Source organism: Dactylosporangium sp. NPDC000244 (assembly GCF_040300725.1).
In the GTDB taxonomy this organism is placed as follows: domain Bacteria; phylum Actinomycetota; class Actinomycetes; order Mycobacteriales; family Micromonosporaceae; genus Dactylosporangium.
Map to the genome: position 1 here is coordinate 146,660 of NZ_JBEPEH010000014.1, position 19,895 is coordinate 166,554.

At 75.2% G+C, this 19,895-nt stretch carries 16 protein-coding genes; 11 read left to right on the forward strand and 5 right to left on the reverse strand.

Features of this window, described 5'->3' with window-relative positions; translation table 11 throughout:
• Positions 1–48 precede the first annotated feature (48 nt).
• The 3 genes from ABT369_RS21360 to ABT369_RS21370 all read left to right on the forward strand — a co-directional run bounded on the left by ABT369_RS21360 (position 49) and on the right by ABT369_RS21370 (position 3,277).
• Complete coding sequence (locus tag ABT369_RS21360; RefSeq protein WP_350614216.1) at positions 49–1,575, forward strand: NAD(P)-binding domain-containing protein; 1,527 nt, start codon at positions 49–51, stop codon at positions 1,573–1,575.
• Entirely contained in the window at positions 1,568–2,941 is a 1,374-nt protein-coding gene (locus ABT369_RS21365; protein WP_350614218.1) for a class I adenylate-forming enzyme family protein, read from the forward strand. The genes ABT369_RS21360 and ABT369_RS21365 overlap by 8 nt, the downstream gene beginning before the upstream one ends.
• A 129-nt stretch (positions 2,942–3,070) precedes the next feature.
• Positions 3,071–3,277, forward strand: coding sequence for a DUF7489 domain-containing protein (locus tag ABT369_RS21370; RefSeq protein ID WP_350614220.1), 207 nt, complete (start codon positions 3,071–3,073; stop codon positions 3,275–3,277).
• A gap of 61 nt (positions 3,278–3,338) precedes the next feature.
• Here ABT369_RS21370 and ABT369_RS21375 read toward each other — a convergent pair whose 3' ends face one another.
• A complete protein-coding gene (locus ABT369_RS21375; protein ID WP_350614222.1) occupies positions 3,339–4,853 on the reverse strand; it encodes a condensation domain-containing protein in 1,515 nt (504 codons plus the stop codon).
• A 175-nt stretch (positions 4,854–5,028) separates the two neighbouring features.
• Here ABT369_RS21375 and ABT369_RS21380 point away from each other — a divergent pair, with 175 nt between their 5' ends.
• The 4 genes from ABT369_RS21380 (at position 5,029) to ABT369_RS21395 (ending at position 8,582) form a co-directional block, all read left to right on the forward strand.
• Entirely contained in the window at positions 5,029–5,736 is a 708-nt protein-coding gene (locus ABT369_RS21380; RefSeq protein ID WP_350614224.1) for a hypothetical protein, read from the forward strand.
• A 37-nt stretch (positions 5,737–5,773) separates the two neighbouring features.
• Positions 5,774–6,571, forward strand: coding sequence for an AIM24 family protein (locus ABT369_RS21385; RefSeq protein ID WP_350614226.1), 798 nt, complete (start codon positions 5,774–5,776; stop codon positions 6,569–6,571).
• Positions 6,572–6,578: 7 nt separating this feature from the next.
• Positions 6,579–7,475 (forward strand): AIM24 family protein, encoded by an 897-nt coding sequence (locus tag ABT369_RS21390; protein WP_350614228.1) that lies wholly within the window; start codon positions 6,579–6,581, stop codon positions 7,473–7,475.
• 75 nt (positions 7,476–7,550) lie between these two features.
• On the forward strand, positions 7,551–8,582 hold the full coding sequence (locus ABT369_RS21395; protein ID WP_350614230.1) for an arabinan endo-1,5-alpha-L-arabinosidase: 1,032 nt from the start codon (positions 7,551–7,553) through the stop codon (positions 8,580–8,582).
• A 25-nt stretch (positions 8,583–8,607) separates the two neighbouring features.
• Here the strand turns inward: ABT369_RS21395 and ABT369_RS21400 are convergent, their stop codons facing one another.
• Complete coding sequence (locus ABT369_RS21400) at positions 8,608–9,144, reverse strand: GtrA family protein (RefSeq protein ID WP_350614231.1); 537 nt, start codon at positions 9,142–9,144, stop codon at positions 8,608–8,610.
• Between the two features lie 194 nt (positions 9,145–9,338).
• On the opposite strand from ABT369_RS21400, the gene ABT369_RS21405 reads away from it, so the two are divergent.
• Positions 9,339–9,596, forward strand: a complete 258-nt coding sequence (locus tag ABT369_RS21405; protein ID WP_350614232.1) for an acyl-CoA-binding protein — start codon at positions 9,339–9,341, stop codon at positions 9,594–9,596.
• A 10-nt stretch (positions 9,597–9,606) separates the two neighbouring features.
• Here ABT369_RS21405 and ABT369_RS21410 read toward each other — a convergent pair whose 3' ends face one another.
• The 3 genes from ABT369_RS21410 to ABT369_RS21420 all read right to left on the reverse strand — a co-directional run bounded on the left by ABT369_RS21410 (position 9,607) and on the right by ABT369_RS21420 (position 12,975).
• On the reverse strand, positions 9,607–11,214 hold the full coding sequence (locus ABT369_RS21410) for a thiamine pyrophosphate-binding protein (RefSeq protein WP_350614234.1): 1,608 nt from the start codon (positions 11,212–11,214) through the stop codon (positions 9,607–9,609).
• 1 nt (position 11,215) lies between these two features.
• On the reverse strand, positions 11,216–11,977 hold the full coding sequence (locus ABT369_RS21415) for a cyclase family protein (RefSeq protein WP_350614235.1): 762 nt from the start codon (positions 11,975–11,977) through the stop codon (positions 11,216–11,218).
• A gap of 296 nt (positions 11,978–12,273) precedes the next feature.
• A complete protein-coding gene (locus ABT369_RS21420; protein ID WP_350614236.1) occupies positions 12,274–12,975 on the reverse strand; it encodes a TioE family transcriptional regulator in 702 nt (233 codons plus the stop codon).
• 65 nt (positions 12,976–13,040) lie between these two features.
• Here ABT369_RS21420 and ABT369_RS21425 point away from each other — a divergent pair, with 65 nt between their 5' ends.
• The 3 genes from ABT369_RS21425 to ABT369_RS21435 are packed head-to-tail and all read left to right on the forward strand — an operon-like array spanning position 13,041 to position 19,864.
• Positions 13,041–13,880 carry an alpha/beta fold hydrolase gene (locus tag ABT369_RS21425; RefSeq protein WP_350614237.1) on the forward strand — a complete coding sequence of 280 codons (840 nt, stop codon included), beginning with the start codon at positions 13,041–13,043 and terminating at the stop codon, positions 13,878–13,880.
• Positions 13,881–13,889: 9 nt separating this feature from the next.
• Positions 13,890–16,904, forward strand: a complete 3,015-nt coding sequence (locus ABT369_RS21430; RefSeq protein WP_350614238.1) for an FtsX-like permease family protein — start codon at positions 13,890–13,892, stop codon at positions 16,902–16,904.
• A complete protein-coding gene (locus tag ABT369_RS21435; RefSeq protein WP_350614240.1) occupies positions 16,901–19,864 on the forward strand; it encodes a hypothetical protein in 2,964 nt (987 codons plus the stop codon). The genes ABT369_RS21430 and ABT369_RS21435 overlap by 4 nt, the downstream gene beginning before the upstream one ends.
• The last annotated feature ends 31 nt before the right edge of the window (positions 19,865–19,895 follow it).

Genomic DNA, 19,895 nt, shown 5'->3' on the forward strand with positions numbered 1-19,895 from the left:
AGCCCGATTCTCAGAGCGCTCTGAAATCGGCTCGTTACGGTGCGCCGCATGACGCTGGACTACCTCATCATCGGAGCCGGCCCGGCCGGGCTGCAGCTGGCCGCCCTGCTGGAGCGCGACGGCCGCGACTACCTGGTGCTCGAGGCCGGGACGGCGCCGGGGACGTTCTTCGCCACCTATCCGCGGCACCGCACGCTGATCTCGATCAACAAGGTGTGGACGGGCTCCGAGGACCCCGAGTTCAACCTCCGCGCCGACTGGAACTCGCTGCTCAGCGACGACCCGTCCCTGCTGTTCAAGCACTACAGCCGCCGGTACTTCCCGCAGGCCGACGACTTCGTCCGCTACCTGGCCGACTTCGCGTCCCGCCTGAAGCTGCGGGTCCGCTACGGCACCCGGGTCTCGCGCGTCGCCTTCGCCGACGGCCTGTTCGACGTCGACGGCATCGCGGCCCGCCGGGTCGTCGTCGCCACCGGAGTCTCCGAGCTGTACGTGCCGCCGATCCCCGGGGCCGAGCTCGCCGAGCGCTACGACACCGTCAGCGTGCGCCCCGGCGACTTCACCAACCAGCGGGTCCTCATCATCGGCAAGGGCAACTCGGCCTTCGAGACCGCCGACGCCCTGCTCGAGACGGCGGCCGTCATCCACGTCGCCGGCCCGCACTCGGTCCGGCTCGCCTGGCAGACGCACTACGTCGGGCATCTGCGCGCGGTCAACAACAACTTCCTCGACACGTACCAGCTCAAGAGCCAGAACGCGGTGCTGGACGGCACCGTCGAGCGCATCGAGCGCCGCCCCGGGGGCGGGTTGCGGATCGACCTGCGCTACGCGCGCACCGTCGAGCAGCCGCGGCGGCTGGAGTACGACCGGATCATCCTCGCCACCGGGTTCCGCTTCGACGCCTCGATCTTCGACGACTCGGCCCGGCCGCGGCTCGTCATCGACGACCGCTTCCCGGAGCAGACGAGCGCGTTCGAGTCGGTCAACGTGCCCGGGCTCTACTTCGCCGGCACCCTGACCCAGCAGCGCGACTTCAAGCGCTCGACCAACGGGTTCATCCACGGCTTCCGCTACGGCGTGCGGGCCCTGCACCGCATCCTCGGCGCCCGCCACCACGACACACCGTGGCCGTCGTCGCGGGTCGAGGCCTCGCCCGACGGGATCGCGGAGGCCATCATCGCCCGCGTCAACCGCACGTCGGCGCTGTGGCAGCAGTTCGCGGTGCTCGCCGACGTGGTGCTCGCCGACGGCTCGTACCTCGAGGAGGTGCCCGTCGCCTTCCTGCGCGACGGCGGCCTGGGCCCGGACGTGTTCGCGTTCGTGACGACGCTGGAGTACGGCCCCGACCACGACACCGTCGACCCGTTCGACATCACGGTGCCCCGCATCGCCGAGAACGACGCGGCCGCCGCGCACGACGCCAGCTACCTGCATCCCGTGGTGCGCGCGTACCGCGGCGCCGAGGTCGTCGCCGAGCACCATCTCGCCGAGAACCTGGAGAACCACTGGAACCTGCCGGCGGTACACCGGGAGCCCCTGTCGCTGTTCGTCAAGGGTGTCCTCGCCGATGCCTGACGGGGACACCTGCGAGGACACCTGGCCGCAGCCGGTCCTCGATCTGCTCGCGACCGGCGACGACCGGCCCGTGTTCGAGGACGGCCCGTCGGTCGTGACGGCCGCCGCGATGGCCGGTCTCGTCCGGCGGGTCGCGGCCGGGCTGCGGTCCTGCGGGGCCGGGCCCGCCACGCCGGTGGTCCTGACGACGGGGGTGAGCGCCGCCGCCTTCGCCGCGACCCTGGCCGCGTTCGCCGTCGGGGCCACGGTGTCGGGGCGGTCCTTCGTGGACGGCGAGCTCGTGGTGGACGACGCCCGGCTCGCGTCGTGGCTGGCACGGCCGGATGACGGCGGGCCGCTCGTCGCCGCCGGCCGGCCCGCGGACACCGCCCGGCTCATCTGGACCAGCGGCAGCACCGGCCGGCCGAAGGGCTGCGCGCAGACGTACGCGGCGATGAGCGCGGCCTGGGCGCCGTTCCCGGACCGGTGGCCGCCGGCGGTCGCCGAGCTCGCCTCGCGGCTGGGGCGCTACCTGGTGTTCGGGTCGCTCGCCTCGCAGGTGATGCTGGAGTACGGCATCCTGACCCTCGCCGCCGGCGGGACCCTGGTCGCGGCCCGGCCGCCCGGCTTCCCGGACATGATCGCGCGGCACCGGGCCACCGGGAGCGTCATCACCGTGGGCAAGCTGCACCAGCTCGTGCGCGCCCAGCGCTCGTCGCCGGCCGACCTGTCGTCGCTGCGCGCGCTCATGGTGTCGGGCTCGCCGCTGGAGCCGGCGCGGCTCGCCGAGGCCCTGAACGTGCTCGGGCCGGTGGTCTTCCACGGGTACGGGCAGACCGAGACCGGCATGATCGCCATGGCCACGCCGTCGGAGATGCTGGCCGACCCGGCCGTGCTCGCCAGCGTCGGCCGCCCGCCGCCCGGGCACGACCTGTCGATCCGCGACGGCGAGCTGTACGTGCGCACGCCCGCGCAGGCCTCCTCCTACTGGGGCGACCCCGCCGAGACCGCCGACGTGTTCCGGGACGGGTGGGTGCGGACCCGGGACCTGGCCACCGTCGACGATCGCGGCTACCTGCACCTGTCGGGCCGCGCCCGGGACGTCGTGATCGTCAACGCGGAGCTGGTCTACGCCGGGCCGATCGAACGCGTGCTCGGCTCGGACCCGTCCGTGGCCGAGGCCTACGTCGTCGCCCGGCCCTCGTTCGAGACCGGCGAGGCGGTGCACGCGTTCGTCGTGCCCGCGCGCGGCCGCACGCCGGACCTCGCGCGCCTGCGCTCGCTGGTGGCGGCCGCGCTCGGCGAGGCGGCCGTGCCGGGGGCGATCGAGGTGATCGCGGAGGTGCCCCTGGCCCCGAGCGGCAAGCCGGACAAGCGCGCCCTCTGACGCCGGCGGCCCGGGTCCGGGCCGTCAATACCGTACAAATCGCCCAATTCCGGCTCATCCAGAAGTCGTAGGCGCAAGACCCGACTCGTGTTGGAGGCGCCGATCCGCGTGTTTTCGTACGGTTGGTACATGACCAAGAGCGAAGGCAACTGGAGCGGAATCGTCGCCAAGAAGTCGCGGGCGCTGCTCGACGGCTCGAACCTCTACCGGCGCCTCGAGGTGCGGCTCGACGACGGCACGAGCCTGGACGTCAAGGTGGACCGGGACCTGTGGAAGGAGCTCGAGGTGGGCGACCGCCTCGTGCAGCGCGAGGGCGAGCAGCCCCGCCGTGGCTGAGCGCCTGCTGCACTACCGCCGGCACACGTCCCCGGGCTGAGCGCCGGGCGCCTCGGCGGCGTCAGGCCCGCGTGAACCGCGGCACCATCGCCGCGTGCCGCCCCGGCAGCAGCTCCAGGCACCGCCGATGCGCCTCCTCGGGCGACATCGACGACACCACCGCCGTCAGCCCGGGGCCGTCGACGCGCGCCACCCGCGGCCCGAGCGCGTCGTCCACGAGCCGCTGCACCTCGGCGAGGTCGACCCAGCAGCCGTCGACCAGCTGCCAGCCCGGCGGCCGGTCCAGCGGCGCCATCGCCAGGGCCGCGGCGATCTCCGGCGCGTCCAGGTCCCGCCCGGCCGCGGCCAGCAGGAGGCGCTCCAGGGCCAGCAGCAGCTCCTGCGCCTCGGCCGGGCTCACGCGGCCGGTGTCGCCGGTCCAGACGCGGGCCACCATCAGGTCGTCGGCCCGGCCGAGGTCGAAGCGCAGCAGGATGTTCGTCGGCGGCATCTCCACCCAGAGCAGATCGGTCGGGGGCGGCTCGGCGGCGACCGCCGGGACGTCGAAGCCCCGGGTGTCCACGATGACGCTGTTGAACATGGGCTCGAAGCTGGGCGCCACGCCCCGGGCGGCCATCCGGGTGCGAGTGCCCTCGTCCTGGCGGTACACGTGATAGGCCCCGTGCACGCCCGCCTGCAGCACGGCGCCGAACGCGCGGCGGACCAGCTCGTCGAAGCCCGCCCCCGCGGTGTCCACGGCCACGAACGTCGCCTGGGCCAGCGTGCCGACGAAGTCGCGCAGGCCGGACTCGAAGCGGTTGGCCGAGAGCATCACGAAACGGCAGATGTCGTACGCGCTGCGCCGTGACAGCAGCGCACACCACGCGGCCAGCACGATCGTCGGGCGGCTCACGCGCGTCCGGGCGGCGATCCGGTCGAGGGCCCGGGCCGCCGCGGCCGAGGACATGCCGCACGCGCCCGACCCGCCGGCGGCCGCGACCCGCGGGCGCGCGTAGAGGTGCGCCGGCGCCGCCTCCACGTGCCGGAACCAGTGCCGTAGCGCCTGCTCCTGGCGCCGCCGCCGGGCCGGGGACCGCTCGGCCTCGGCCCGGTCGAGCGGCTGCAGCTCCACGTCGGGCAGCGCGACGCCCCGCAGCAGGTCGCCGAACTCCCGCTCCAGCACCATGAGCGCCTGGAAGTCCACGGCGATGTGCGAGTAGGCGGCGGCCAACTCCGTCACGAAGCCCCCGGACACGGTGGCCGCGAAGCGCACCGGCTCGTCGGCGGACACCCCGCCGGGAGCCGCGGACGGTCCCACGGTCAGCGGGACCGTGCCGGTCGCCCGGACCTCCTGGGCGCCGGGGTCGGCCAGGACATACCGGCTGCGCAGCCCCTCGTGCCGGCCGACGAGTGCGCCGAGCGCCGCCACGACCGCGTCGAGCGTCGTGCCGGGCGGGACCGGCAGATGCTGATGGAGTTGGGCCGCCGGCGCGTCCGGGGCGTCCGCGAGCCACTTGGCCACATTGAGCTGACCGACGGTGAGCGGTCCGGAGACGGAGCGCTGTCCGCGGAACCCCACGGGGATCACCTGCACCATGGGTGCCGATGGTGCGCATCACATCGAGAGATCACCATCGACCGGCCGGACCACCCGTTTTTCGAAAACCCGACAAACCGCGGGCTTTGGTCCTGGTTGCGGCCGATTCGGCGGTACCGCGGCACGGTGGATCTCGGGTAGTGTGCGCGAGGCATTCGGCGAGAGGACGAGGACCATGACGCAGAACGGGATGCGACAGTACGACGACCGCATGGCGGGCCCCGGCGTCATGCAGCAGCCGGGTGAGGTGCCCCCGGGCATGGCCGGCGACCAGGCCAAGGCGCTCGCGGTGCTCACCATGGCGCAGCGCACCGCCGAGGAGCACATCAACACGGCGATCACCGAGGCCGAGCAGATCCGGGCCGAGGCACACGCCAACGCCAACGCGATCGTCAACGACGCCCAGGCTCAGGCCGGCGCCCTGCGCGAGGAGGCCGAGAAGATCCTCGGCCGGGCCCGCAGCGCCGCCGAGAAGATCGCCCGCGAGGCCGAGGCGTATGCGGCCGACACCGAGCGCAACGCCGGCGAGGGGCTCGCCGACGCCCAGGCCCGCGCCGAGGACATCGTGCGCGAGGCCCAGGACAACGCCTACGACATCAAGCAGCGCGCCGAGCAGATCTACGAGGACGTCGTCGGCAGCCTCACCGCGAAGCGGCAGGCGCTCCAGCAGCAGATCGAGGCGCTGGAGCGCTTCGACCAGGAGTACCGCTCCCGCCTCACCGGTTTCATGCAGCAGCAGATGCGCGCCCTGTGGGTCGGGCAGCCGCAGGTCGCCGCGGCGCAGCAGCAGGAGTTCCAGGAGAGCGCGGCGGTCGCGGGCGAGCTGCTGCCGGCCCAGCGCGGCGCGCACGAGGACGAGCGGGACCCGCAACCCGCCGAGTGAGGCGAATTCTCAGCTTTGACCGGCTAGCTTGCGCCGCGTGGAGCGGATCGAGTGCCAATGGTGCCGGCTGCAGAACGCGCCCGGGGCCACATCCTGCATGACGTGCGGCGCGCCGCTCGACGTCGCGAACCTGGTGAGCGACTCGGGCTGGCGCGAGGCGCCCCGGCTGCGCGACATGACCGAGTTCCGCTTCTCCAACTCCGTCGCGCAGGTCGAGGGCGAGCTCGTCCCCGTCATCGACATGGCGCTCGCGCCCGGTGACGCGGTGTACTTCGAGCACCACGTCCTGCTGTGGAAGGACGAGCAGACCCCGGTCACCGCGATGCCGACGGGCGGGGGCATGCGCCGCGTGTTCGGCGGCATGCCCTTCGTGCTGACCCTCGCGCACGGGCCCGGCCGCGTCGCGTTCTCCCGCGACTCCCCCGGCGAGCTGGTCGTGCTGCCGCTGCACCCGGGCATGGAGCTCGACGTGCGCGGGCACGCGTTCCTGCTCGCCACGCACACCGTCGGCTACGACTTCATCCGCATCCAGGGCCTGGCCAACGTGCTGCACGGCGGCAACGGGATGTACCTCGACCGGTTCGTCACGCAGTCCGCGCCCGGGCTGCTGGTGCTGCACGGCTACGGCAACGTCTTCGAGCGGTTCCTGCGCCCCGGCGAGAAGATCCTCGTCGAGCCGGGCGGGTTCCTCTACAAGGACGCCTCCGTCGGCATGCAGGCGGTGCAGATGCCGGTGAAGACCGGACTCATGCGCCGCGGCATGTACCTGGCGGAGATGACCGGCCCGGGCCGGGTGGGCATCCAGTCGATGTACGTCCACCACCACGCGGAGTGAGGGCGCGATGAGCACGGGTGTCCCCGAGGGCTGGACCGTCTGCCGCTTCTGCCGCATGGCCCACCCGCCCGCCGGGCCGTCGTGCCCGAGCTGCGGCGCGGCGCTGGACGTGCGCCAGATCAAGACCCGCTCCGGCTGGATCGAGCAGCCGCCGATCAAGGACATGGCCCGCATCCAGTTCGGCCAGTCCCGCGTGCAGATCGAGGGCAAGTACGTCCCCGTCGCCGACTTCACCCTCTCCGGCCAGGAGTGGATCTACTTCTCGCACCACGCGCTGCTGTGGACCGAGCCGGGCGTGCAGCTGGGTAACACCTCGCTCGCCGGCGGCTGGAACCGGATGCTCGCCGGGCTGCCGCTGATCATGGTGGAGGCCCGGGGCGCGGGCCGGCTGGCGCTGTCCGGCGACTCCCCGGGCGAGCTGATCGCGCTGCCGCTGATCCCGGGCCGGCACGTGTGGACCCGCGAGCACCGGTTCCTCACCGCGACCGGGAACATCACCTACACCTGGCAGCCGACCGGCATCTGGTACGACACGGGCACCGGCGACGACCGCGAGACGCACTATCCGCTGGGGCAGTACGGCGACCTGTTCTCCGCCCAGCAGGGCCCGGGGCTGCTCCTGCTGCACTCGCCGGGCAACACGTTCCTGCGCGACCTCGCGCCGGGCGAGACGATCCTCGTGCAGCCGGGGGCGCTGCTGTACCGGGACGTGTCGGTCCAGGCGCACCTGCACCTGGAGTATCCGCGCGGCACCCAGCGCGTCTCGTGGCGCTCGTCGTTCAGCCAGCGCAACATCTGGCTGCGGCTGATCGGCCCCGGGCGGGTCGCGGTCTCCTCGGTGTTCCATCACACCAGCTCGGAGAGCATCACGCGCAACTCCGCGGCGACCGTCCAGCGCTGGTAAGTTTCAGGAGAACTTGACAAGTATCGATGCCTGAGACTCGAATGTGTGAGCGCTCACATCCGAGGAGATACCGCCATGTCCCTGCTGAAGTCCCGGCGCCTGTGGTTCACCGCGGCCGTCTCGGCCACCCTGGTCGCGGGCGCGATCGGCGCCACGAGCTCGGGCGCCGCCACCGCCCCGGCGGCCGCCCTGGCCGCCGCCCCCACCAGTCCCCCGGCCTCGTACCCGAACCCGGGCGTCGTCACCGGTAACACCGGCGCGCACGACCCCTCGGCGGTGAAGACGCCCGCGGGCGGCTACATCGTGGCGTACACCGGCGCCAACATCCAGCTCAAGACCTCCACCGACCGCACCGCCTGGCGCAACGCCGGGGCCGCGTTCCCCGCCGGCGCCTCGTGGACCCTGCCCTACACCGGCGGCAGCAACCAGCTGTGGGCGCCGGACATCTCGTACCACAACGGCACCTACTACATGTACTACGCGGCCTCGACGTTCGGCTCGAACCACTCGGGCATCTTCCTGGCCACGAGCGGCACCGGCGCGTCGGGCTCGTGGACGAACAAGGGCCTGGTCATCGAGACGACGACGTCGAGCAGCTACAACGCGATCGACCCGAACCTGGAGGTGGACGCGTCCGGCGCCTGGTGGCTGTCGTTCGGCTCGTTCTGGACCGGCATCAAGCTCATCCAGCTCAACCCGTCCACCGGGCTGCGGGCCGACACCACGGTCCGCTCGATCGCCCAGCGCACCGGCTCGTCGACGGCCATCGAGGCGCCGTACATCTTCCGCCACGGCGGCTACTACTACCTGTGGGTCTCGTTCGACCTGTGCTGCCGCGGCGCCTCGAGCACCTACCGCGTCATGGTGGGCCGCTCGGCGAGCATCACCGGGCCGTACACCGACCGCAACGGCACCGCGATGACCTCGGGCGGCGGGACACAGGTGCTGGCGACCCACGGCGCCATCCACGGCCCGGGCCACCAGGCGGTGCTCGCCGACAACGACGGCGAGGTGCTGTTCTACCACTACTACAGCAACAGCGGCGCGTCCTACCTGGGCATCAACCTCATCGGCTACGACTCGGCGGGCTGGCCCTTCGTGTACTGACGCTCGATGCGCTCCCGCGGGGCGGTCATCGCGCCGCGGGAGGCGGACCCGGGACAGCGCCCGCGGCCGTGGCCGCCACCGGCTCGGCGCCGGCCGCGTCCCCCGCCGCGGCGGCGGGCTTGTCGCGGAAGACCCACCAGCGCGAGAGCGTGTACGTGAAGATCGCGACCACGCCCGCGGCGAGCAGGCGCGACAGGCGGACGTCGAGGCCCAGCGCGTACAGGCCCGAGGAGACGCCGACAGTGATGCAGTAGTCGCCGACGGCCACGATGGCGAAGCGCACCACCTGCCCGCCGACCGGCGCGTGGGAGCGGAAGTTCACCGTGCGGTTGAGCACGAAGTTGAGCGCGAACGCGGCCAGGTAGGCGATCGACACCGCGACCGGGATCGGCAGGTGCGTGGTGTGGCGCAGCGTCATGAGGATCGCGAGGTCCACGGAGAAGGTGAACGCGCCGAGCATCGCGAAGCCCGCGAGCTGGCGCGGGAGCACCTTGCGCAGCCGCGGCGGCAGGCGGTCGACCCACCCGGTCAGCATGTCGCCGGCGCGCTGCGCTGCGGTCATGGGCCGTATCCTGCCCTACGCGCGTGAAGCCCGGGCGGAGACCCCGCGAACACTGCCGGCCGCCGCCGTCGGCTACGCGACTCCCGCGGACGAGGCTCCCGGACGAGGCTCCCGGACGAGGGTCGCGGGTGACCGGCGGGACGCGCGATTCGAGGCGTGAGCGACGGCGGCGTTCAGGGGATAGGGTCGGACGCATGTCGGTGAGCGAGGACTTCCAGCAGGCCCAGATCGACGTGAAGAAGCTCGGCGCCCGGCCCGGCAACGATGTGTTGCTGAAGCTGTACGCGCTGTACAAGCAGGGCACCCACGGCGACGCGAGCGGCGGCCGGCCCGGGATGTTCGACCTCACGGGCCGGGCCAAGTTCGACGCGTGGAAGTCGGTTGCCGGGACGGACCAGGAAGAGGCGCAGCGGCAGTACGTCGAGCTCGTCCGCCGGCTCCAGGGCCTCTGACGCGCGCGGCTCAGTGGCCGCGGAAGGCCTCCTCCAGCCACCAGGAACCGCGCGACGCCGTCACCTTGGCGTCGATCAGCAGGGGGCGGTCGCGGGGGCCTTCCAGCCACGCGTGGACCGGGGCCAGGTCGGCCGCGGAGCGCACCACGACGCCGTCGCAGCCGTAGCCCCGCGCGATGGCCGCCAGGTCGGTGTCCGGGAACGTCACCGTCTCCAGCGGGTGGCCGTGCGGGCCGAAGTGGTGGACCTCGGCGCCGTACGCCGCGTCGTCGTACACCACGATCACCATCGGCAGGCCGAGCCGTACGACGGTCTCCAGCTCCGAGATGCCCATCAGGAAGCCGCCGTCGCCCAGGGCCGCGACCGGGAGCCGGTCGGGGCGGGCCACGGCGGCGCCGATCGCGGTCGCCAGGCCCAGGCCGATCGACTGGAACGCCTGGGTGAAGCAGAAGCCGGCGGCGTCGGGCACGGCGAGGTACATCGACGGGTAGCCCATGAAGTTGCCCGAGTCCACGCTGACCGTGCGCGCCGCGGGAAGCAGGTCGTCCAGGGCGATCGACAGGGTTCGGGGGTCGATGCGGCCGTCGGCGGACAGGTCCTGGAACGGCTCGTCCCGCCAGCGCACGCTCGGCAGCGGCCGTGTGCGGTAGCCGGTCGAGGCCGGCACCGCGGCGAGCACCGCCGTGGCCGTGGCGGCCGCGTCGCCCAGGACGCCCAGGCCGGTGTGCAGCGCGTCCGGGTCGACGTCGACCTGCGCCACCGCCGCCCCGGGGCCGATCAGCCGCCCGTGCCGCGTGGTCCACATGTTCAGCGAGCAGCCCCACGCCACGACCGCGTCGGCGCCGGCGATGCGCTCGGCCGCGGCGGGTGAGGCGAAACCGCCGGCCACGTCGAGGTACCACGGGTCGCCGTTGAACAGGCCCTTGGCGACCGCCGAGGTGGCCAGCAGCGCCCCGCACCGCTCGGCCAGGGCCGCGATCGCCGCCGCGGCACCGGGATCGCGGGCGCCGCGGCCGGCGATGAAGACCGGGCGCCGGGCGGCGGCGAGAAGATCCGCCAGGGCGCGCACGGCTTCCGGATCCGGCAGGTGTACCGGCGGCAGGACCGCTGCCGCCGCTGCGACATCCGCGGTCTCTGCGGCCTGCACGTCCAGCGGCAGGCCCACGAGCACCGTGCGGCGCTCGATCCGGGCCCGGCGGGCCGCCCGCAGCACGTCGGCGACCGCGCTCGCCGGGGTCGCCGCGCGCTCGAACGCGGCGCCGATCCCCGCCGCGAGCGCGGCCTGGTCGAGGCGGAAGTTCGAGCGGGCGCCGGCCGCGCCCGTGTCCGCCGCGAGCACCACGAGCGGGGTGCGGCTCTTGGCCGCCTCGGCGATGCCGGTCAGCGCGTTGGTCACGCCCGGGCCCTGGTGCAGGCTCAGCACGCCGAGCCGGCCCGAGGTGCGGGCGTAGGCGTCGGCCATGACCGCCGCGCCGCCCTCGTGCCGCGCGGCGACGAACCGGGCGCCCGCCGCCACGAGGGCGTTGGTCAGGTGGAAGTTGCCGCTGCCGACCACCCCGAAGGCGCACTCGACCCCGGTGGCGGCCAGGGCCCGGCCGATCGCCTCGGCGACGAGCACGTCAGCGCTCGACCAGGGCGAGCACCCGCGCCGGGCTGCCGGAGCCGCGCACGATCGGCAGCGGGCCGGCGACCACCACGGCGCCCCGGGCCGGCAGGCGGTCCAGGTTGCGCAGCTGCGTCAGCCCGTACTTCCCCGCCCCGAGCAGGAACGAGTGGCACGGGAACGGCGGGTCGAAGGAGTGCGCGGCGCCCGCGTCCGTGCCGACCGTCTCGACGCCCATGCCGATGATCGGGGTCTCCTCGGCCAGCCACTTCGCGCACGCCGGGGAGACGCCGGGGGTGTTGCCCGCGTTGAGGTAGGCGGCGTCGTCGTCGCCCCGCGCGTCCCAGCCGGTGCGGTAGAGCAGCCAGCCCCCGTCGGGCAGCGGCCCGTGCTCGGCGGTCCAGGCCCGCACGTCCTCGATCTCCAGCAGGTAGCCGGGGTCGGCCGCGGCTTGCTCGGCCCGGTCGATGACGACGGCCGGGGCGAACAGCTTGCGCGCGGGCACCTGGGCCACGTCCTCGCCGTCGCGGCCCGTCACCCAGTGGATCGGCGCGTCGAAGTGGGTGCCGGTGTGCTCGCCGGAGCGGAAGTTGTTCCAGTACCAGGCCGGGCCGCGGTCGTCGTACTTGCTGATCTCCTCGAACTCGAAGCGCCAGGTGTTGCCGAACGGCTCGGGCAGCTGCAGGATCGGCGTGTCGTTGCTCAGCGGGGCGGTGAGGTCCACGACCTCGATCGAACCGGCCGCGACGGCCTCCACCAGATCGTTCAAGAGCGACATGCCGCGACCGTAATTGCCGCGCCCGAGCCGTCGCAAGGGTTCCCACACCCCGGCTCACCCGCGACCGGCCGCCAATCGGGATCATGTTCGTGTGCCTGGACGCCTACCGGTCGGAGAAGGTCGTCGTGGTGGACCTCCAACCGGCGCCGTGACGGGTGCGGGACGGAAAACGCATCCGTTATGACAAACGTGTGACTGTCGGCCGTGCGGCTGGCGCGAACCCAGCGGCGCAGCTAACATGATCGATGAGTCCGGCGTCTTCCCCCGTGGATGCCGGACTCCTTTATTGCTCGGCTTCATTGCTCCGCCAGGTCGCGCAGGTAGTCGTCCAGCCGACCGGCCGCCGTCAGCATCGCCCGCGCGCGGGCCGAGTGGCGGGAGCGCCACGTTTCCAGCGTCGAGGCCAGGGCCTGCGGGCCGCCGGCCGCGCGCACCTGGCGGACCACGGCCGCGATGTGGGCCAGCAGGTAGCCGCCGCGGCGCAGCAGGTGGGCCAGCTCCGCGTCGCGGACGTCGGCGGGGCCGTACACGCGCTGACGGGTGGCCCGGTCCCGCTCCGGGGCCAGAATCCCGGCCCGCTCCCACTTGCGCAGCGTCGCCGGCTTCACCCCGAGCCGATGGGACAGGGCGCCGATCGGCAGGGGCTGCTCGGCCGGGGGCGGCAGCGGTGCGGCCAGGACCCGGGCCGCCGACTCCACGCCGTCCAGGGTTTCGCGGTCCCGGAGCAGCTGGGCGTGGCTCGCGTCCAGGCGGCGCAGGGCACCGTCCACGTCGCCGGCGCCGACGGCGCGCATCACGTCCCCGGCGACCGCGTGGCCGTGCGCGGGGACCAGGGCCAGGAAGGCGCGCAGGGCGGCCGCGTGCACGTGGGTGTACCGCCGATAGCCCGAAACCGTCCGCGAAGCCGGCGGCAGCACGCCGTCGCGCTCGTAGTTGCGCACCGACTGGGCCGAGATCCCGTGCTCCCGGGCCAGGTCGACCGGCCTTTGAGGCTTCACCAGGCAAACTCCAGGCAATATGCGGCCGAAGTCTCACAGGGAGGTTCAGCGATACGGTAAAGGTCATGCTAGTGCGACTCCACGACGGCTCCACCATCGAAGCCGAGGTCCACGGCACCGGCCCCACGGTGCTGCTCCCCGTCAACCCGAGGCCGGTCGAGGGCCCGAAGGCCGACGAGCTGCGCCAATGGGGTGCCGACCCGGCGCTCGGGCGCCGCCTCGTCGACGGGCTGGCCGCCACCTTCAGGGTCGTCGCCTTCGACTACGAGGGCCACGTGCTCGCCGAGCCGAAGCCGGACACGCTCACCCCCGACAACATCTGCGCCGACATCCTCGCCGTGGCCGACGCCGCCGGTGCGGAGCGGTTCGCCTGGTACGGGTACAGCTGGACCGCCGTCAGCGGCCTCCAGCTCGCCGCGCGCACGGACCGGCTCACGGCCCTGGCGATGGGCGGCTGGCCGCCCCTGGGCGCCCCGTATGCGGCCATGCTGCGGGTCACCACGGCCACGCACGCGATGGCCGTGAACCCGCCGGCCGCGCGCGAACAGACCGGCGACGCGTGGGCCGACGCCGAGCTCACCATGTCGGAGCCCGGGACGCGGCAGTTCATGACGCTGTACCAGGGCCTGCGGGACTTCGACGAGCGCGCCGCCCTGGCGAAGGTGACCTGCCCGCGGCTGTGCGTCGTCGGCGGGGCGGACCGCATCACCTACGACGAGCGCTGGGGCGGCGTCACCGTCGACCTCGCGGCGCCGGTCGCGGCCCATCGCACCGAGCTCGAGTCCACGGGCTGGGAGGTCCACGTCCTCGACGGGCTCGACCACATGGGCGCCATGCAGGCGGACACGGTCCTGCCGATCCTGGCGCCGTTCTTCGGGAGAGCGCTCTCTGACGAAAACCGGTAGTCTCGCGCGATGCTGCGTCTGGTGTTCGGCGCCCTGCGGCGCAGGGGTGCGCAGAGCCTCGCCGTGTTCGCGCTCGCCGCACTGTTCGTCGCCGTCGCCGCCGCCGGGCCGCTGTTCGACGCCGCGGCCGCCGCGCGCACCACCGCCGCCGACCTCGCCGGGACCACCGCGGCCGACCGGCTGCTGTCGGTGCGCCGGCCCGTGGCGAGCGGCTCCGACCCGGCGGCCGCGCTCGCGGACTTCCGGCGCGCGGCCGAGGCGGTGCTGCCCCCGCCCGGCGGGCCGGTCGCGCTCGGGCTGACCCAGACGCTCATCGCGCGCGTCGACGGCCTCGGGAAGATGGTGCCGCTGGCGTACCGCGACAACGCCTGCGACCACATGCGCATCGAGGGCGCCTGCCCGGCCGCGCCCGGCGAGGCCGTCGTGAGCCGCGCCGCCGCCAAGGCGCTCGGCCGGCCGGTCGGCGGCGAGATCGAGCTGCGCACCCAGCAGACCGGCGCCGGCACCCCGCTGACGGTGCGGATCGTGGGGCTGTACGACCGCGCCGACCCCGGCGGCGGCTGGTGGGCCGACCCCTCCTTCGCGCCCGGGCGCATCGCCGCCGGCGAGGAGACCGTCGACCCCGTGTTCCTGCCGATCGGCGCGTTCACCGGCATGCTCGCCGCGCCCACCGCCGTCTACACCGTGCCGGCCCCGCAGACGCTGCTCGAGGACGGCTTCGACGCGACCGCGTACGCGCTCAAGTCGGCCGGGTTCGACTTCACCGCCCCGCCGGACGCGCTGGTGGCCCAGATCTCCGGCGACCGGGCGGCGACCCGGCGCGGGGTGCTCGCCGGCTGGGTGCAGGCCCTCGTGCTGTGCGCGCTCGCGCTCGGGATCGTCGGGCGGTACACCGCGCAGGACCGCCGCCCCGACTACGCCCTGCTGCAGCTGCGCGGGGCCACCCGCGCCCGCACCGTGCGGCTCACGGTGTGGCAGCAGCTGCTGCCGATGCTCGCCGCCCTGCCCGCCGGGCTCGCGCTGGGCTGGGCCTCGGCCCGGCTGGCCGCGGGCGCGCCGGCCCCGGTGCGCGCGTTCGCCCCGGCCGGGATCGCCGCCGCCGTCGCCCTCGCCGCCGGGCTCGCCCTGCTCGTGCTCGCCGACCTGCCGCTGCTGCGCACCCCGGTGGCCGAGCTGCTGCGCCGCGCCCCGGCGCCCGGGCGGCGCGGGGCCGCCCTGTTCGATCTCCTGCTCGTGGCCGGGGCCGTCGCGGCGCTGTTCCAGGTGCGCTCGCAGGAGCCGGCGGCCGTACCGTCCGGGCTCGCCGTGATCGCCCCGGTGCTGCTGACCCTGGCCGCCGCGACCCTCCTCGCCCGGCTGGTCACCGCGCTCGCGGGGCGGGCCGGGCGCGCGGTGCTGCGGGCCGGGCGGGTGCCGGCGGCGCTCGCCGCGCTGCAGTACCACCGCCGCCCCGGCATCGACCGCATCTTCGCGCTCGTGGCCGTCGCCGTGGCGCTGCTCGGGCTCGCGGGCGGGGACCTGCTCGCCGGGCGCGACGCGCGCGCCGACCGCACCGCGGTGGAGCTGGGGGCCGAGCGCGTGCTGACGGTGCGGGCGGCCAGCCAGGCGACGCTGCTGCGGGCGGTACGGCTGGCGGATCCCGGCGGCCGGGACGCCATGGCGGTCGCGCTCGACGACACCACCGACCCGCCCGTGCTCGCCGTGGACGCGTCCCGCCTCGCGGCCGTCACCCGCGGCGCCGGCGCCCTGCCCGCCGAGACCGCCGCGGCGCTGGCCCCGGGCCGGGCCGGCGAGCTGCCCCCGGTCGAGGGCACCGGCCTCACCCTGGCCGCGCGCAACGACTCCCCCGGCCCGCTGCGACTGACCGTGCAGCTGGCCAACACCGGCACCGGCGCGGCCGTGAGCGTGACCCTCGGGCCGTTCGCCCCCGGCGAGCACGAGGCGAGCGCGCCGCTGGCCGGCTGCGGGGCGCCCGGCTGCCGGATCGTCGCGCTGGCGCTGGCCGGGCCGGGCGACCAGGACGGCAAGCCGGCAGCGCCCGCGGCCTCCTCGGCGCTGACGGTACGGTCGCTGCGCCAGAACGACGCGAGCGCGCCCGTGCTCGACGCGGACCGGCTCGGCGACCCGCGGCGGTGGCGCGCCGTGCTCACCGGGCCCGGCATCGTGGTGGCCCCGTCCGACGGCGCGCTGACGCTGCGCATGCCGCCCCCGCCCGAGGAGGGCACCTCGCAGTCGCGGCCGGACACGCGCGCGTACGTCGTCGACGGCGCGCTGCCGATCCCGGCCGTGCTCGCCGGGGACGCGCCCCGCGGCTGGGCCTCGGCCGAGCCCACCGTGTCGCCGTTCGGCTCGCCCGCGCAGCCGCTGCGCATCGCCGCCCGGCGGCCGGTGCTGCCCGTGCTCGGCGGGGCCGGGCTCGTGCTCGACCTCGACGCCGTGCAGCGCGCACTGCCCGGCCCGGCGAGCACCGGCACGCTGCAGGTGTGGCTGGCCGCGGGCGTCACCCCGGCCCGGGCGGCCGCGATCGCCGACCGGCTCGCCGCGGCCGGGGTCGAGGTCGTCGGCTCCGAGACCGCGGCCCAGCACCGGGCCCGCCTGGCCGAGCAGGGCACCGCGTTCGCGGGCCGGTTCCGGCTGCTGTCCGCGGTCGCCGGGCTGCTGCTGGCCGCCGTCGCCGCCGCGGCCGCGGTGTCGGTCGAGCGCCGGGTGCGCGCGGCCGAGGTGCGGGCCATGCGGGTGCAGGGCGTGCCGGCGCGGGCCACGGTCACGGCCGGGGCCGGCGGGCAGGCCGCGCTGCTCGTGCTCGGCACGCTCGGCGGCCTGGTCGCGGCCGCGTTCGCCGGGTGGGCGATCGACGCGCCGGTGGCCGCGTTCGTCGACGACTGGCATCTCACCGCGCCGCCGCCCGCCCTGCGCCCCGGCGCGCTGGGCCTCGCCGGGCTCGCCGCCCTGGCCGTGCTCGCCGTCGCCTCCGGGCCTGCGCTGCTGACCCGCCCCGGCGGGCGGAAGGGCGCCGGCCGATGATCTCCCTCATCCTCGCGATGCTGCGCACCCGCCGCGGCCAGGCGGTCGCGCTGCTGCTGCTCACCGTGCTCGGGGTCGGCGCGACCGTGGCCGTGCCCGCCTACCTCGCCGCCGTCGACGTGGCCGTGGCCCGGGGCGAGGTCGCCGCGGCCGGGCCCGGCGAGCGCGCGATCACCGTCACCTCCGACGCCGACGTGCGCGGCACCGCGCAGAGCATCGACTTCGACAGCGTCGCCGGGGCGCTGCTGGACCAGCCCGGGTTCACGCACGTGTACGCGGTGCAGTACCCGGTCATCGGCCTGGAGACCGGCGGCGACGGCAGCTCGCACATGGTCTTCCGGCAGGACGCGTGCGCGCACCTGGAGATGGTGTCGGGGCGCTGCCTCGTGGGCGCGGGCGAGATCGTGCTCGGCGAGCAGACCGCGAAGCGGCTCGAGCTCGAGGCGGGGTCGCACCTCACCCTGTGGTACGCCCGGATCGTGTCGAACTCGCTCACCGGCGTGGCCGTCTTCGAGCCGGACGGGCCGGCGAGCGAGGTCGTCGTCGCCGGCGTCTACCGGCCGGTCTCGCCGTCGGAGCAGTACTGGGGCAGCCACGAGTACTTCGCTGCCGACGCCACCGGCCGCGCCGCCGAGCCCGTCTTCACCAACGTGGCCACCGTCGAGCGGCTCCAGCCGCGCCTGGCCGAGGTCTCCCTCGACGCGACCGCCGACCCGGGCGTGTTCGACGCGATCGGGCCGCTGCGGGACCGCGTCGAGCAGCTGCGGCAGCGGGTCAAGGCGGTCGGCGGCGACTACCGGGTCACCACCGGCCTGCCGGGGCTGATCGACCGGGTGCAGCAGAGCCGCGACCTGGCCCGCCGCAGCGTGCCCGCCGGGGCCGTGCCGCTGCTCCTGCTCGCCTATCTGGCGCTGTACCTCGCCGTCGACTACGGCTCCGAGGGCCGCCGCCCGGAGCTCGCCGTCGTCGCGCTGCGCGGCACCCGCTGGTGGCAGCGGCTCCTGCTCGCCATCGGGGAGCCCGTCGCCGCCATCCTCGCCGGGGCCGTCGCCGGGCTCGTCGCCGGTCGCCTCGTCGTGGCCGCGCTCGTGGGCTGGCGGCTGCCGGGCGTCGCGTTCTCCCTCGACCTGACCGACCCGGGCGGCGCCGGCCTCGCCGCGCTGACCGCCCTGGGCGCTATCGCCGTCGCGGTCGTGGCCCAGCGCCGCCACCTCGCCGGCCCCGTCGTCGACCTGCTGCGCAGGGTCCGGGCCCGCACCTCCCTGGGGTGGCGCTCCGCCGTCGTCGTGGCGGTGCTCGCCGGCGCCGCGCTCGTGCAGCTGTTCACCACCGGGGGCCGCCTCGACGGCGTCGGGCTGCTGGCACCGGCGCTGTGCATCGCCGCGCTCGCGGTCGCCTGCGCGCGGCTGCTCGCCCCGGCCGCCCGGGCGCTGGGCCGCTCGGCGCTGCGCCGGGGCCGGCTCGGGCTCGCGCTCGCCGCGCTGCAGGCCGGCCGGCGCCCCGCGGCGCAGCGGATGCTGCTGCTGCTCATCACGGCGGTGGCGGTGCTCGGCTACGCCGTGAGCGCCACCGACGTCGCCGCGCAGGACCGGGACCTGGCCGCCCGCATCGGCACCGGGGCCACGCGGGTGCTCGAGGTCGGGCCGGCGACCCGCCAGCAGCTCCTGCACGCGGTGCGCCAGGCCGACCCGGGCGGGCGCTGGGCGATGGCCGTCGCGCAGCTGCCGCCCGGGGCGCCCGGCGAGCCGGCCAAGCTGGCCGTGGACGCCGCGCGGGTGCCCGCCGTGGTGCCGTGGCTGCCGCAGTACGGCGACGTCGACCCGGCCCGCGTCCCCGCCCTGCTGCACCCGCCGGCCCGGGAGCCGGTGGTCATGGACGGCAAGCTCGTGCGCTTCGACGTGGACGTGACCAGCCAGGGCGACGAGCCGGTGCGGGTCAAGGCGGTGCTGGAGTCGGTGACCGGGCGCGGGTCGGCCGTGCTCGACCTGGGGACGGTGGCCTCGGGGCCGTACACCCTCAGCCGCGCCGACGCCGTGTGCACCGACGGCTGCCGGCTGGCCGCGCTGCGGCTCAGTTCCGACCGCATCGGCGGGGCCGCGATCAACGCGACCCTGACCCTGCGCGGGCTGTCCGCGGCGACCGCGGACCTGGCCGACGCCGACCATTGGCGGGCCACCGGTGGCACCCTCACCGCCACCGGGGAGGGGCTGCGCTTCACGGTCAGCGGGGTGCTGACCGACGGGGCGTGGTTCCAGCCGGCCGATGCGCCCTACCCGCTGCCGACGTTGGCGACGGTACCGCTCCCCCCGCGCCTCGCCGGCATCGACGGCCGCCCGACGGACGTGCGCCCCGCGGGCCGCGCCGAGGCCCTCCCGCGCGTGGGCTCGTTCGGCGCGCTGGTCGACCTCGAGTACGCCGACCGCGTCTCCTCCGACGGCGGCGGCGCCCTCGAGCCGGAGGTGTGGCTGTCCGCCGCGGCGCCGCCCGACGCGCTGGACCGCCTGGCCCGCCAGGGCCTCATCGTCACCCGCGAGCGCAGCGCCGACTCGGTCCGCGCCCGCCTCGACGGCGAGGGCCCGGCCCTGGCCCTGTGGTTCCACCTGCTCACCGGCGCGCTGGCGGTCCTGCTGGCCGCGGGCGGCATCACGATGATCACCGCCGTGGACCGCTCGGCCCGCGCGGCCGACCACGACGCGCTGCGCACGCAGGGCCTGAGCCGCGCGGCGCTGCGGCGGGCGGCGCTGTGGACGTATCCGGCGCTGGTGCTCGCCGCGGGCCTGCTCGGCCTCGCCGCGTCCCTGGCCGTGTGGCGCCTGACGGGCTGGTCGCTGCCGGTGTTCGGCGCGGCGGCCGAGCTGCCGTCGCTGCCCCTGCCGCACTGGCCGGCCACCCTGGCGCTGCCGCTGACCTGGCTGGCGAGCACGGCCCTGCTGTCACTCGTAGCGGCCCGGCGCTCGTGACGGTAGGCTGATACATCGACGTTGATAACTG

Excerpts from the sequence above, each read along its gene's own strand:
- ABT369_RS21360 (WP_350614216.1), top strand. The coding sequence starts at position 49 with ATGACGCTGGACTACCTCATCATCGGAGCCGGCCCGGCCGGGCTGCAG.
- ABT369_RS21365 (WP_350614218.1), top strand. The coding sequence starts at position 1,568 with ATGCCTGACGGGGACACCTGCGAGGACACCTGGCCGCAGCCGGTCCTC.
- ABT369_RS21370 (WP_350614220.1), top strand. The coding sequence starts at position 3,071 with ATGACCAAGAGCGAAGGCAACTGGAGCGGAATCGTCGCCAAGAAGTCG.
- ABT369_RS21375 (WP_350614222.1), bottom strand. The coding sequence starts at position 4,853 with ATGGTGCAGGTGATCCCCGTGGGGTTCCGCGGACAGCGCTCCGTCTCC.
- ABT369_RS21380 (WP_350614224.1), top strand. The coding sequence starts at position 5,029 with ATGACGCAGAACGGGATGCGACAGTACGACGACCGCATGGCGGGCCCC.
- ABT369_RS21390 (WP_350614228.1), top strand. The coding sequence starts at position 6,579 with ATGAGCACGGGTGTCCCCGAGGGCTGGACCGTCTGCCGCTTCTGCCGC.
- ABT369_RS21395 (WP_350614230.1), top strand. The coding sequence starts at position 7,551 with ATGTCCCTGCTGAAGTCCCGGCGCCTGTGGTTCACCGCGGCCGTCTCG.
- ABT369_RS21400 (WP_350614231.1), bottom strand. The coding sequence starts at position 9,144 with ATGACCGCAGCGCAGCGCGCCGGCGACATGCTGACCGGGTGGGTCGAC.
- ABT369_RS21405 (WP_350614232.1), top strand. The coding sequence starts at position 9,339 with ATGTCGGTGAGCGAGGACTTCCAGCAGGCCCAGATCGACGTGAAGAAG.
- ABT369_RS21415 (WP_350614235.1), bottom strand. The coding sequence starts at position 11,977 with ATGTCGCTCTTGAACGATCTGGTGGAGGCCGTCGCGGCCGGTTCGATC.
- ABT369_RS21425 (WP_350614237.1), top strand. The coding sequence starts at position 13,041 with ATGCTAGTGCGACTCCACGACGGCTCCACCATCGAAGCCGAGGTCCAC.
- ABT369_RS21430 (WP_350614238.1), top strand. The coding sequence starts at position 13,890 with ATGCTGCGTCTGGTGTTCGGCGCCCTGCGGCGCAGGGGTGCGCAGAGC.
- ABT369_RS21435 (WP_350614240.1), top strand. The coding sequence starts at position 16,901 with ATGATCTCCCTCATCCTCGCGATGCTGCGCACCCGCCGCGGCCAGGCG.